Origin of the sequence: Paraburkholderia sp. CNPSo 3274, assembly GCF_024206475.1 — a bacterium.
Lineage (GTDB): Bacteria > Pseudomonadota > Gammaproteobacteria > Burkholderiales > Burkholderiaceae > Paraburkholderia.
The window spans coordinates 12,754-25,693 of record NZ_JAMBPR010000053.1 but is presented as its reverse complement, the minus strand read 5'-3'; the positions used below and the strand labels follow the sequence as shown (position 1 = coordinate 25,693).

The following is a 12,940-nucleotide window of genomic DNA, read 5'->3' as shown; positions in this document are numbered from 1 at the left end:
CAAAGGAGAAACCAATGAAGAACGTCTTGATGCTTCATGGCATCAATCACAACATGTTTGGCAAACGCGACCTTGCGCAATACGGAAGGGTCACGCTCGCCGATATCGATGCCAGGCTGCAGGCTTTGGGCGAGGAGCTGGGTGTGCAGGTCGAATCGTTCCAGACGAACAGTGAAGCGGCGATGTGAAACACCGATCCCGAGCTCTGTGTCTTGAAGAGAGTTGCGAACGCTGGCGCTGCCTGGTGGAAGCCTTGAAACCAATCGAGATTGCTTCGAGCAGCAAATTGTGCCGATGTGGTATATGCATGATCATCATGCAGAAGCCATCATCCAATCGAAAACCGGCCAGCCGCAAGGAAATCACGCACGAGCGCATCGTCGAGGTTGCCGCCCGCGCGATTCGGCGCAGTGGCTACGACGGGACGGGAGTGGCCGACATCATGAAGGAGGCTGGCCTGACACATGGCGGCTTCTACGCTCACTTTCCATCGCGGGAAGTGCTGCTTGCCGAAGCGGCCGACCGCGCCGGTGCTGAGGCCGTGGCGTTGTCGGAGCAAATCGCCGCTTCCGTGCCGCAGGAGCAGGCATTGCCGTCGATGGTGCGCGCCTATCTGTCGAAGGAGCACCGTGACGCCGTAGAGACGGGCTGCCCGGTCTCTGCCCTTGGCTCGGAGATGCCGCGCCAGGCGCCGGTCGTGCGCCGCGCGGCCACCCGCCGCATCAAGGAAATGATCGATGTCGTCGCTCGGCAATTGCCCGATTGGGGGCAGCCGGGCGCACATGAGCAGGCACTTCTGACCGTTGCCACCATGGTCGGCACCATGGTGCTGGCGCGCGCCGTCGACGACCCCAAACTATCGGACAGTCTTCTCGAAGCCGCACTGAATACATTCGCACCCGCTGATGAGTAATCCGCTTGCCCGGCGGCCGCTTTCGTTGGATCAAAAAATATGACGATCATCATATTATGGCGCTCGCCTAACCATGCAAACACACACTTCTCACTACCGGAAAGACATGATGAAAAGCGAAATAGCCCTCGTTACGGGCGCTTCATCCTGGCGAGTACGATCTTCGATACGAGCTTCTTCGGGACTATCTGGTAGTACTTCGCGCAACGAGAAACTGGCAAGGAACAACGACATGATGAAGGCATTCGTCGTAGATCGATATGGGCGCAAGAATGGCATACGAGCCGGCGATATGCCGGTTCCGGAACTGCGTGAGGACGACGTATTGATCCAGATTCACGCTGCTGGCGTGAACCCGCTCGATTCAAAGATCAGGGACGGGGAGTTCAAGCTGATTTTGCCCTACCGCTTGCCGCTGATTCTGGGCAACGACCTGGCTGACCGTGGCTACTGAATCGGCAGTGGAGAGCATCCGCTTGAGGAGCGCCACTGCTGCATCGGGTGCATCGATCAGAATGAGCGATGCGTCGAAGGCACGCGACATGTCGAAGCGACCGGACAGCCAGGCGCGCAACGCTGCTTCCGACGTAATGACGACGTTGCTGCGCCTCGCTTCGTCTGTCGTGGTGACGTCGGGCATCTCCGGCACGATGTCCGGATCGAAGCCCTCGGTCGTCGCGTGGAAGAAGCCCCACGTGTCGTTCTCGATCAGCAGGACGTAGAAGTCCGGCAGCGCGAGAAGATCATCCACCGCGTGTCCGGATTCGATACGGGCCTGCGGCAGGTTGAGCGCGTCGACCGCGGACATGCGCTTGCGGGCCGCGGAGAGCGCACCCTCCGCGGTGTCGATCGGCTCGATCAGCCCGGCTTCGATCGCATGCCGGGACGCCACCGCAACGCTGAGAGCGAACGGGTGGCCGATACCGAATTCAAGCTTGAAATTGCAGATTGCGCACATCGCGCTCACCTCATGGCGTGACGATGTTGAACCAGAAATCGAAGGTGTCGAGCCAGGATACAAACTCGCCGAGCTTCTGGCTGTCGCCCTCGATTTTCACGCTGCCCGCCATCACGAGTTTTTGCATGTTGGTATTGCCCAGCATGATGTCGTTCAGGTCGGCACGTCATGGTCAGCGTAGCGTCTGCCACGTTTGACGTTTTGTTCGGGGAGTAATGCAGCGCGCAGTTTTCGACTCCTAGAGCGTAATTCTGTTTGGTGTCGGTCAGTACGAGGTCAAAGGTCACTGCCTTCCCGGTCGCGCGCTCCGCGTTGAGACGGATGCCGAGGTAGTCGAGAAACATGTCTAGCGGCATCGCACGAATCGTGTCGGGGCTTTGTGTGTTGGGCGCGGGCAGTTCTCTGACGCCATCGCGCAGTTCCATCGCACCGGTCAGGTAGAAGTTGCGCCACGGTCCAGATTCCGCCTGATAACCCAGTTGCTCGTAGGTATCGGCGAGCAGATGCTTCGCCGCCGTATTGTTCGGGTCGGCGAATACGATGTGGTTGACGACTTCCGCGACCCAGCGGTACTCACCCTTGTCGTAGGATGCGCGTGCCTTTTGCAGCACAGCGGCGGCGCCACCCATGTATTCCACATATTGCTTGCCCGCTTCAGTAGGGGTGAGCCGGTGCAGGTTCGCAGGGTTGCCGTCGAAGAATCCGAGCCGCAGGTTGTACTGCGCGACGGCGTCATGGTAGACAGTTCCGTAGTAGCTTCGGCAATACCAGTGCTTCGCTATGCTGTCCGGCAGTCGCATGACTTCGCCGATTTCCAGCGGCGTATAGCCCGAGTTGGAAAGCCGCATGGTCTGATCGTGCAGATAGCGGTACATGTCACGTTGCGCGCGCAGGAACGAGACAATGCGTTCGTTGCCCCATGTGGGCCAGAAGTGCGAGGCGAAAAGTACGTCCACGTTTTCGCCGAACATGTCGATGGCCGACTGGAGATACTTGGACCAGCGCAGGCCGTCACGCATCTTCGCGCCGCGCAGTGTGTAGAGATTGTGCAGCGTGTGCGTCGCATCTTCGGACGAGCAGAACGCCTTGTAACCGGGCAGGTAGAACATAAATTCGGAGGGCGCTTCCGACTCCGGCGCCATCAGCACCTCGATTTCCACGCCATCGAGGGTCAGCTTCTGCCCTGTCTTTTCGACATACATGGTCGGCTCGAACAATGTGCAGGGTCCGACCGATGTGCCTTTGCCAAGGCCGGCGTCCACGTTGCCTGTCGCGTTGCGGGGAAGGAGCGAGCCATACATGTAGCTCGCGCGCCGACTCATGGCGTTGCCGGCGATGACGTTCTCGCTGACAGCGGCCTCGGTGAAGCCGGCAGGCGCGACAATCTTGACCTTACCCGATAGCACGTCTTCTTCGTTCACGATCCCGCGGACACCGCCATAGTGATCCACGTGACTGTGCGTGTAGATTACGTGCGTGATGGGTCTGTCGCCGAGATGCGGGATGACAAGGTTCTTCCAGACATAGGATGAGGTGGCGCTCGTGAGCAGCGGGTCGACAACGATCCAGCCCGAGTCTCCGCGAATGATGCTCATCACTGAGAGATCGTAGCCGCGCACCTGCCAGATGCCGTCGACGACCACGAAAAGACCATGATTCATGTTCAGCTTGGCGTTGCGCCAGAGGCTTGGATTGACCGTCGGAGGCGCGTTGTTTTCAGGGCCGCCGGTGAGGAATGCGAATTGTGCGAGATCCCAGGCGGGAGTGCCGTCGGGCCCAGGTATGACGCCGGAACCCGGAAGCGTGGCGACCAGGCCTCGTTTGGCATCCTCAAAGTCCTGGGCGTCCGAAAAGGACAGGAAGTCCGCATACTGCTTGTTCACGGCCAGCGTTGCGGCTGTTGCCGGCTTGGCTACTTCATCGGGTTGAGACATCGCGATCTCCGGATGTTGGGCGATAGGACGTTTTCAATGGCCGGCGGGAGTTCGATTGCTGCGGGAAAATCTTTTCGCACAATATCGACGGCCAAACTATGGGTAGCTCGGGCAATGCCTTTGCACTGACGGCATATTTGAAAACATACGGTGCTCCTCGAAACCACAGCGCGGTCACCGCTGCATGCGACCTTACATACCCGAAACGCATTAAGTCTTCGTAGAAGGCAGTAGGGGTTGCTGGATCTGCTCGGTCAACTTTTGCTCGTGCAGGATATAAGGAAATTTCGCACGCTGTTCCACAGGTGCGCCTGGGTCGCCTCACCGGCGAGTGCGCGGGAGTAACGTCAGATCAAAGACATGATGGACAGGCCGGTTGTAGAGGAGGTTTTCGAATTTGTCGCATCCGCTTGATTCTCTATGCAACTGGTTGCATCATCGAACTCGCCGCCATACAACCAGTTGCATGAACATGACAAATCGCTATCCCCACTTTCTGCGCCCACTCGATCTGGGCTTCACGACCTTGAAGAACCGCGTGCTTATGGGCTCCATGCACGTCGGTCTGGAGGAAGTGCCGAATGGCTTCGAACGTATGGCCGCGTTCTATGCGGAGCGCGCACGTGGCGAAGTCGGGTTGATCGTGACCGGCGGCATAGCGCCGAACGAACGCGCACGCCCCATGGCTGGCGGGGCGATGTTGACCACGGAGGAGGAAGCCGGGCAGCACCGTGCGATTACGCGCGCCGTCCACGCGGAAGGTGGCAAGATCGCCATGCAGATCCTGCATTTCGGCCGCTATTCGTATCAGCCGATGCTGGTCGCGCCCAGTGCGCTGCAAGCGCCGATCAATCCGTTCACGCCCCACGAACTGAGTGACGACGAGGTTGAAGAGACCATCGACGATTTCGTCCGCTGCGCAGCCCTTGCGCAACATGCCGGATACGACGGCGTGGAAATCATGGGCTCCGAGGGGTATCTCATCAACGAGTTCATTGCGATGCGTACCAATCATCGTACTGACCGATGGGGCGGTAGTTACGAGAACCGGATACGGTTCGCGGTGGAGATCCTGCGCCGCGTGCGGGAGCGCGTCGGCCGCGATTTCATCATCATCTACCGGCTCTCGATGCTCGATCTGGTTGAGGGCGGCTCGACACTCGAGGAAGTCATCCAGCTCGCACAGGCTGTCGAGCAGGCGGGCGCCACCATCATCAATACGGGCATTGGCTGGCACGAGGCGCGGATTCCCACCATCGCCACCAAGGTGCCGCGCGGCGCCTGGGCCTGGGTCACGCAGCAACTGATGGGTAAGGTCTCGGTGCCGCTCGTCGCCACCAATCGCATCAACACGCCCGAGCTCGCCGAACAGTTGTTGGCTAACGGTGTGTGCGACATGGTCTCGATGGCCCGGCCGTTCCTTGCCGATGCCGAATTCGTGCGCAAGGCCCGCGAGGGCCGCGCCGACGAGATCAATACCTGCATCGGCTGCAATCAGGCTTGTCTCGACCATACTTTCGCAGGCAAGGTCACGTCCTGCATCGTTAATCCGCGTGCCTGTCACGAGACGGAAATCGTCATCCGGCCTGCCGCGCAGCCAAAACGCGTGGCGATCGTGGGCGCGGGGCCGGCCGGTCTCGCCTGCGCGGTGACGGCGGCCAGCCGCGGGCATGCCGTTACGCTCTTCGAGGCCAGCACCGAGATCGGCGGCCAGTTCAATATCGCCAAAAAGGTACCGGGCAAGGAGGAGTTCAATGAAACGCTGCGCTACTTCCGCCGCCAGATCGAATTGACGGGCGTCGAGCTTCGCCTCGGCACGCGCGCGAGCGCCGCAGGGTTGATGCAGGAGGGCTTCGATGAGGTGGTCGTGGCGACCGGTGTTCTGCCGCGCGAACTGCGCATCGACGGCGCGGACCATGCCAAGGTGCTCGGCTATCTGGATGTCCTGCGCGACGGCAAGCCGGTGGGATCTGACGTCGCCATTGTGGGTGCTGGCGGAATCGGCTTCGACGTGGCCGAGTACCTCGTGCATGAGGGCGCGTCCGCGAGCCTCGATCCGCAAAAATTCTTCGCCGAATGGGGCGTGGACACGTCCTATGCCGAGCGCGGCGGATTGCGTCGGGCATCGGTTGGTCCGGCGGCTCGCAGCGTGCATCTGCTGCAACGCAGGCGCTCGAAGGTTGGCGAAAGCCTCGGCAAGACGACGGGGTGGATTCACCGAACGGCCTTGAAGGCACGCGGTGTCGGCATGTCCTCTTCGGTGGAATACCAGCGCGTCGACGACGATGGGCTGCACGTGAGCATCGATGGTGTGCCGCAAACCCTCGACGTCGACAACGTCGTGGTTTGCGCCGGACAGGAGCCGCTGCGCGAACTGGCCGATCAGTTGCTGGCCGCCGGCCGCATGGTCCACGTGATCGGCGGTGCCGCCGAGGCTGCCGAACTCGACGCCAAGCGGGCCATCCACGACGGCACCACGCTTGCAGCCTCGCTATGAGCGCGCTGCGTTTTCCCTCGACTTGAAAACGGAATCGCTATGACCGACGCCATACTCAACCTGCCTCCCGCTGTTGCGCGGTCCCTCGCGATCTGGCATGAGCTCGTAGACAGCAAGGATCTCGGCCGGCTGGAGTCCATTGTGCATCCAGAGGCCGTTTTTCGCTCGCCGATGGCGTTCAAGCCCTACGGTCCCGCGCCCGCATTGCTGATGGCGCTGCGTACGGTGATCACCATTTTCGAGGGCTTTACCTATCATCGGCAGTTCGGCAGCGCCGACGGCCTGAACGTCGTGCTCGAGTTCAGCGCGACCGTGCAGGACAAGCAGCTCAAAGGCATCGACATGATCCGCTTCGACGAGGCGGGTCGCATCGTCGAATTCGAAGTGATGATCCGGCCATTCAATGCATTGCAGGTACTGGGTGCGGAGATGGGCGCGCGTCTGGCTCATTTTCTACCCGCGTATAAAACCGGGCCGTAACCGCCTGGATCGGATTGAGGGTCGCGGCTGAAGGTCTGGAGGCATCGCGCTCTGCTCTTGTTGCTTGCACCTGTGCTGCTGGCCCGGGGAAAAGCAACGATTTGGTGTGCAAAGCGATACCGCATCAACCGCTTGACACGGGCAGCCCCGTCAGAATCGTCCTTTCGTAAAGCTCCCCATGAACGATAAATACTTTCGCCTCAGTATCGAAGCAGGCATCGCGCATCTTCTATTGAACCGTCCCGATCGCCTCAATGTGATGGACCCTGCGTTTTATGCGGGCCTGCGCGAAATTGTCCAGGCGCTTGATACGAGTGGCGAGGTCCGCGTGCTCGTCATCAGTTCGACGGGCAAGCACTTTTCGGCCGGCATGGATTTCGAGGTGTTCGCTACCATATCGAACGACTTCGACACCCGCAGTCCGCGCAAGCGCCTCGGTTTCCAGCGCGCCCTGGCAGGTCTGATGGACTGCTTTGACGTGCTTGACAAGGCACGTTTCCCCGTCATCTGCGCCGTGCAGGGCGGGTGCATCGGAGGCGGGCTCGACCTTGCCGTTGCTTGCGACATTCGCGTATGCACGGTAGACGCATTCTTCTGCCTGCAGGAAACGCAGATCGGCATGGTGGCCGATCTGGGCGTGCTGCAACGCCTGCCCAAGCTGATTCCGGCGGGCGTGGCGCGCCAGATGGCGTACACCAGCGAGCGTTTGAGTGCCGAACGGGCTCTCGCCGTGGGGCTGGTCAATGCCGTGCTGCCCGACGCTGATGCGCTCCAACGCCATGCGATGGAGGTGGCCCGCAGCATTGCATCGAAATCTCCGTTGGCAGTGGCGGGGAGCAAGACGGCGATGAACTTCGCCCGCGACCACGGAACCGCGGAGTCGTTGCAACACATGGCGCTGCTTCAGAGCGCCATATTCGATACCGCGGACCTGTCCGAAGCCATCGCAGGCTGGCAGGCCAGGCGTGAACCACGTTTCGAAGCCTTGCCGCCGTTGCCTGCCATTCAGAGCCAGGGTGAGCGCCCGCAAAATCCGCTGCAGGCCAGTTCAGCGTCTGCTGATTTGCAGACGACTTCCCGCATGGACGGGATTCAAGAAAAAACTCTGATGTCCTACTCAATCGAATCCCCTGTGGGCGACCTCCTGGAAAGCGCTGCGGCCAAAGCCATCGTCGAAAAGCACGTGCCAGGCATCTCCTCGCATCCGCAGATCGGCATGGCGCGCGGCATGTCGCTGACGACGGTGGCGAAGTTCGCCGATGGCCTGATCTCGCAGGACGCGCTTGAGAAGATTGACGCGGACCTCAAAGCGCTGGACTGAGCGGCCTTGCCGGGTCGCGCGTATGCGGCAGGGAGTGCCGTGAATGGATGACCGGGGCGGCCTTTCGGGAGATTGGAGTCGAGCCGCTGGTCGGGCAAAACTCGATGATTATTGGAGTCCGTTAGCGGGTCCACGCGGCTTGATTCGCGCGGACCCGATGAAGTCTTGTTTATACGTTCACGTGACGGCCGCTAGCGGTCGAGATGAGACAGCATGGGCGCCAGGTAACGCGTGCCCGCGGTCTGGTGCCCAGCAAGGAAATCCCGGATGCGATCCAGATCCGCGGGCGTCAGACGCACTGAAGCTGCGTTCACGTTTTCTTCGATGTATTTGCGCCGTTTGGTTCCGGGGATCGGGACCAGATCATCGGCTTGCTCTAGCAGCCAGGCGAGCGCAAGCTGGCCCGGTGTCACGGACTTCTCGTCTGCAAGTGTCTTGACGAAATCTGCGAGCTTGACGTTCGTATCGAAGTTGCCGCCCTGGATGCGCGGATCATTGGCTGCTCGCCAGTCGGCGGCGGGAAGCTCCTCCGCCCGCGTGGCGTTGCCGGTCAAGAAGCCCCGGCCAAGCGGGCTGTAGGGAACAAAGCCGATACCCAGTTCGCGCAGGGCCGGCAACACCTTGTCTTCGACGCCGCGCTCAAACAGCGAATACTCGCTTTGCACGGCCGAGACGGGTTGCACGGCATGGGCGCGCCGGATGGTATCGACGCTGGCTTCCGACAAGCCGAAATAGCGAACCTTGCCTGCAGCGATCGCGTCCTTGACCGCGCCCGCTACGTCCTCGATCGGCACGGCGGGATCCACGCGATGCTGGTAGAGCAGATCGATGTGATCGGTCTGCAATCGGGCCAGCGACGCGTCGATCACCTGCCTGATATGGTCGGGGCGGCTGTCGAGGCCGAGTACCCCGTTATCGAACTTGAAGCCGAATTTCGTCGCGATCGTCACTGCGTGACGACGCCCTTTTAGCGCGCGTCCGAGCAGTTCTTCGTTGGCGAAAGGACCGTAGATCTCTGCTGTATCGAGGAATGTGCAACCCAGTTCGATCGCCCGATGGATCGTGGCGATCGACTCTGCGTCATCGGGTGTGCCGTACGCGTAGGACATCCCCATGCACCCCAGCCCGATCTCCGAAACGACGAGTCCTTCACGTCCAAGCTTGCGCATATTCAGCATATTGCCCTCCTGTGATGGCTAGCTGCCTACAATGGCACGGGCGTCGAATACGTGTTAGCACAATACTCTTGATTCCTTGCACGATTCTTCGATGTAAGTGCGCGCAACGTGGCGCGTGACCGTTGATGCTAATTCGGTCTGGCAGCGAATTGTTCGCGCAGGCGCGTGTCAGGCCGTGGTATCGGGGTTATTGGCCGATTACGACCTCTCGCCTGCGACGAGCGTTTATGCGGAAGCCGATTACTCCTTGTATCGCGGCGGCATGGTTGGCGCGCAATTGCAGGGTTTCGTGGGCCTGAGCGCGGCGGCGACCACGACGCAGCTCGGCATGATGGTGGGCTTGCGCCAAATGTTCTGAGCGCAGGACGCGGCGCGGGCCGCGTCCGTTTTATTGTCGAGTGTTACGCAGGCTGAAAGCGGAATCGCCAGGTAGTTTGGGCAACTCGATTGCCCTTTGGGGAAATGCACGCGCGCCGTCTTTTGTTTTGCGGCGTCAGCCGTTAAATTACGCATGAGAATGCCAGAGCCATTGCGGGGCATCACAAACTGACAAGCCCGATTCCTGGAGTGTTCGAATGCGCAAGCCAATTCCATCGCGGGTTTTGTGCAGTATCGTACTGATCGCTTCGATCACGACGGGGGGGCGCGCCAGGGCCGACGAACCCGTCGCATTGCCGGCTAGCGCAGCTACGACAACCGTCCCCTCTGGCGCGACCACCGATTCCAGACCGACTGGTCCCTTGCGCGTCGCCATCGCAACTGTTGCGCCTTTCGTGCTGCCGCAAACAGCCGTGCCGGAGGGCTTCAGTATCGATATCTGGAACGAAGTGGCGCGTCGCATTCATCTCGACTTCGCGTGGCGCCAGGTCGCAACGCAGGCCGAATTGCTGCCCGCTGTGGAGCGTGGCAATGCGGATGTCGCGATTGCGGCGATCACGATGACGTCCGAGCGCGAACGAACATTGGATTTTTCGTTTCCCTATTTCGATTCCGGCTTGCAGATCATGGTGCGCACGCAAAACGAGAACTCTTTTCTGAGTTCGGTGCGGTCCATCCCCTGGCTCGCGATCGGCGAGTTCGCCGGCGTTGCAGCGGCCATCGTTTTTCTTCTTGCCAACCTTGTGTGGCTCATGGGGCGAAAAGAAGATCGAAGCTTTCAGAAGCCCTATTGGCATGCCATTGGGGAAGGCATTTGGGTGACCATGCTGATCATTGCAACGGGGGAGTACGGCGAGCGCGATGCGCCGGGTGTGTGGAAACGCGTGCTCGTGCCGACGATGTGGCTGATCGGTGTCGTGCTGGTCGCCCAGTTGACTGCGACCGTCACGTCTTCGCAGACCGTGGCGCGGCTCCAGTCCCGCAAACAAGTAGTCTTGTTTGCGGCAGCGTCAGTGTTAAGGGGATTAGGCTGGCCGAGGCCCTGGCCCGCACCGACGGTTTTGACGCGCCAATGTTCAGATCAATCTGCTGCAAAGCGGCAATCGTCGATGGCCACAACGAAACAGGAGTTTCCGACTGGTTGATTGTGCGACTTTGCGCCTAAGATGAATTTCGATGCGCACAAGCTGGTGTAGTCCCGGAAATGGCGGGAGCCAGATGGCAGCGCGCGGATCGACGTCAACAAGTGTTTTTATCATGGATGCGAGCGTGCGCGCGGCGGGCGCCTGTCGTGCGACTGCAATGACGCCAAGGTGCGCGACGGAGATCGCCGCGCTGGCGACGTCTGGCCGGCCTGGCTGGTCGGCCTCGCTTCGCCATGTCTTGCTCGCAGTGGCTTGCGCTCTGGGCGCGGCACCGGCCGCGCCTGCCGACACACCCGCCAATACGGTCGATCCAGCCAACACGGCGCACGCCGTTACCGGCGCGAGCCGTAACGATCCCGCCATTTCGCCACGCGACTCCGCCGTGCGCCAGGTCGTGCTGGGCATCATCAGCTTTACGCGCTGGCCGACGCCGCCCGCGCGCCTGCGCCTGTGCGTGACGGGCCGGGCCGACTACGCGCAGGGCCTCGTCGACACGCTGCAGGCCGGCTCGACGCCGCTCGAGGTACAGCACGTCCAGTTTGATGATTCCACCCTCGGCACAACCTGCCAGGTCGTCTATCTAGGCGACCTGAGCGACGCCGAGCGACAGCAGGTCAGCGCCGCCTTGGCTGGCCATCCGGTCCTGACGATTGCGGAACACGATGTGTCCTGCACCGCGGGCAGCATGTTCTGCCTCAATGTCGCTGGCGAACGCGTCACGTTCGACATCAATCTCGATGCCGTGGCGCGCAGCGGCGTACGAGTCCACCCGAATGTGCTCAACCTCGCGCGGCGGCCGGTGACGCCATGACACAGCCCGCGCCTCCCGTTTCCCCTCCGCCCACGCCGCGCCTGACGCTGCAAAGCGTATTGCGCCGCGCGCACCTGCGTCTGGCGTTCGTCGCTGTCACAATGGCCGCGGTGTCGTTGATCATGGTCGCCGTGATCGCGTTGCGGGCTTATGCCGGCAACAACTTGAACCTGCTGGCCCGCTCGCTCGGGTATACGGTCGAGGCGGCGCTGGTGTTCGGCGACCGAGTCGCAGCGACCCAGGCGATCGAGTTGATCGCCAAAGAAGAGGACGTGGCGGAGATCGTCGTCACGGATAGCAGGGGTCGGCCGTTCGCGGCATGGCGCTCGCCTGCCGCCAATGCGATCGCCCGTCTCGAGCGGGCCGTCGCCGACATTGCGCTGCCCGGGCCCGTGACCGTACGGGTGCTGCATGACGGCATCGTCGTCGGTTACGTCGAAGTGCGTGGCCAGGGGCAGCAGTTCTTCGGCTTCCTGCTCGGCGGTGTCGGCGGTATCCTGACCTGCCTCGCCGTTAGCGTGCTTGGCGCCTATGTCAGCTCGAAGCGCGTGGTGCGCAACATCGTCGCTCCGCTGCGCGCGCTGGCCGGCGTCGCCCACGCAGTGCGGCGCGAACGCGCGTTCGAGCAACGTGTCGAGCCCGCTGCGATTGCCGAACTGAACCAGCTCGGCGACGACTTCAACGCTTTGCTCGATGAATTCGAAGACTGGCAAAACAACCTGCGCGACGAAAACGCGTCGCTCGAACACAAGGCAACCCACGATGCGCTCACCGGCCTGCCCAACCGTTTGCAGTTCGAGGCTCGCCTCAAGCGCGCCCTGGGCGAGGCCATCGTGACGGAGCAGCGGGTCGCCGTCCTCTATCTCGACTGTGACCGTTTCAAGGAGATCAACGACTGCTTCGGCCACGACGCCGGCGACGCGGTGCTGACCGGCATCGCGGCGCGGCTGCGCACGCAGTTGCGCGAGGTCGATCTGGTGGCGCGCCTGGGCGGCGACGAATTCGCCGTGATGCTGGCGCCGATGCGCGAACTGGCCAGCGCCGCCCGTATCGCCGAGGACATACTTTCCGGCATGACGCTGTCGATTACGTTGTCCGATGGCCGCACGGTCGCCACCATGATGAGCATCGGGATTGCGCTGTATCCCGATCACGCGAGCGACGCGAACGGCTTGCTGCGCGCTGCAGATGCGGCGATGTACCGGGCCAAGCGCGCGCGGCCGGGCTCGTGGCAGTTCGCCGAAGGTGTCGCCGGACCGGCTTGACGTGATGGCATGGCACAGCGGCTGGCCCCGTCGCAGGAATTCGAAATAGCGCGCGCGTGG

10 protein-coding genes and 3 pseudogenes are annotated in these 12,940 nt (G+C 61.6%); 10 read left to right on the top strand and 3 right to left on the bottom strand.

Translation table 11 applies throughout. From position 1 onward, the window contains the following. Positions 1-14 precede the first annotated feature (14 nt). The 3 genes and pseudogenes from M3I54_RS29850 to M3I54_RS29840 form a co-directional block, all read left to right on the top strand. A pseudogene (locus M3I54_RS29850) lies at positions 15-185 on the top strand (type II 3-dehydroquinate dehydratase); the annotation flags it as partial. Between the two features lie 122 nt (positions 186-307). Next, complete coding sequence (locus M3I54_RS29845; RefSeq protein WP_254342328.1) at positions 308-913, top strand: TetR/AcrR family transcriptional regulator; 606 nt, start codon at positions 308-310, stop codon at positions 911-913. A gap of 235 nt (positions 914-1,148) precedes the next feature. Beyond that, positions 1,149-1,352: pseudogene (locus M3I54_RS29840) on the top strand (alcohol dehydrogenase catalytic domain-containing protein); the annotation flags it as partial. On the opposite strand, the gene M3I54_RS29835 reads toward M3I54_RS29840, so the two are convergent. Together M3I54_RS29835 and M3I54_RS29825 are read right to left on the bottom strand one after the other, a co-directional pair. Further along, positions 1,278-1,871, bottom strand: coding sequence for a hypothetical protein (locus tag M3I54_RS29835; protein ID WP_254342326.1), 594 nt, complete (start codon positions 1,869-1,871; stop codon positions 1,278-1,280). The pseudogene M3I54_RS29840 and the gene M3I54_RS29835 overlap by 75 nt on opposite strands. A gap of 10 nt (positions 1,872-1,881) precedes the next feature. Then, positions 1,882-3,466 (bottom strand): annotated as a pseudogene (locus M3I54_RS29825) (alkyl/aryl-sulfatase). A gap of 811 nt (positions 3,467-4,277) precedes the next feature. On the opposite strand from M3I54_RS29825, the gene M3I54_RS29820 reads away from it, so the two are divergent. The 3 genes from M3I54_RS29820 (at position 4,278) to M3I54_RS29810 (ending at position 8,103) form a co-directional block, all read left to right on the top strand. Then, positions 4,278-6,302 (top strand): NADPH-dependent 2,4-dienoyl-CoA reductase, encoded by a 2,025-nt coding sequence (locus tag M3I54_RS29820; RefSeq protein ID WP_254342416.1) that lies wholly within the window; start codon positions 4,278-4,280, stop codon positions 6,300-6,302. A gap of 39 nt (positions 6,303-6,341) precedes the next feature. Beyond that, positions 6,342-6,782: a nuclear transport factor 2 family protein gene (locus M3I54_RS29815; protein ID WP_254342324.1), complete on the top strand. Its 441-nt coding sequence runs from the start codon at positions 6,342-6,344 to the stop codon at positions 6,780-6,782. A 178-nt stretch (positions 6,783-6,960) separates the two neighbouring features. Further along, the gene (locus tag M3I54_RS29810; protein WP_254342322.1) at positions 6,961-8,103 is read left to right on the top strand and encodes an enoyl-CoA hydratase-related protein; all 1,143 of its coding nucleotides are present in this window, start codon (positions 6,961-6,963) and stop codon (positions 8,101-8,103) included. A gap of 191 nt (positions 8,104-8,294) precedes the next feature. On the opposite strand, the gene M3I54_RS29805 is transcribed toward M3I54_RS29810, so the two are convergent. Next, the gene (locus M3I54_RS29805; protein ID WP_254342320.1) at positions 8,295-9,281 is read right to left on the bottom strand and encodes an aldo/keto reductase; all 987 of its coding nucleotides are present in this window, start codon (positions 9,279-9,281) and stop codon (positions 8,295-8,297) included. Positions 9,282-9,396: 115 nt separating this feature from the next. Between M3I54_RS29805 and M3I54_RS29800 the strand changes: the two genes are divergently transcribed. The 4 genes from M3I54_RS29800 (at position 9,397) to M3I54_RS29785 (ending at position 12,880) form a co-directional block, all read left to right on the top strand. Beyond that, positions 9,397-9,639 (top strand): hypothetical protein, encoded by a 243-nt coding sequence (locus M3I54_RS29800; protein ID WP_254342318.1) that lies wholly within the window; start codon positions 9,397-9,399, stop codon positions 9,637-9,639. A gap of 217 nt (positions 9,640-9,856) precedes the next feature. Continuing rightward, the gene (locus tag M3I54_RS29795; protein ID WP_254342316.1) at positions 9,857-10,804 is read left to right on the top strand and encodes a transporter substrate-binding domain-containing protein; all 948 of its coding nucleotides are present in this window, start codon (positions 9,857-9,859) and stop codon (positions 10,802-10,804) included. 112 nt (positions 10,805-10,916) lie between these two features. Then, the gene (locus M3I54_RS29790; protein WP_254342314.1) at positions 10,917-11,615 is read left to right on the top strand and encodes a YfiR family protein; all 699 of its coding nucleotides are present in this window, start codon (positions 10,917-10,919) and stop codon (positions 11,613-11,615) included. Next, positions 11,612-12,880: a diguanylate cyclase domain-containing protein gene (locus tag M3I54_RS29785; RefSeq protein ID WP_254342312.1), complete on the top strand. Its 1,269-nt coding sequence runs from the start codon at positions 11,612-11,614 to the stop codon at positions 12,878-12,880. Before M3I54_RS29790 ends, M3I54_RS29785 begins: the two co-directional genes overlap by 4 nt. The last annotated feature ends 60 nt before the right edge of the window (positions 12,881-12,940 follow it).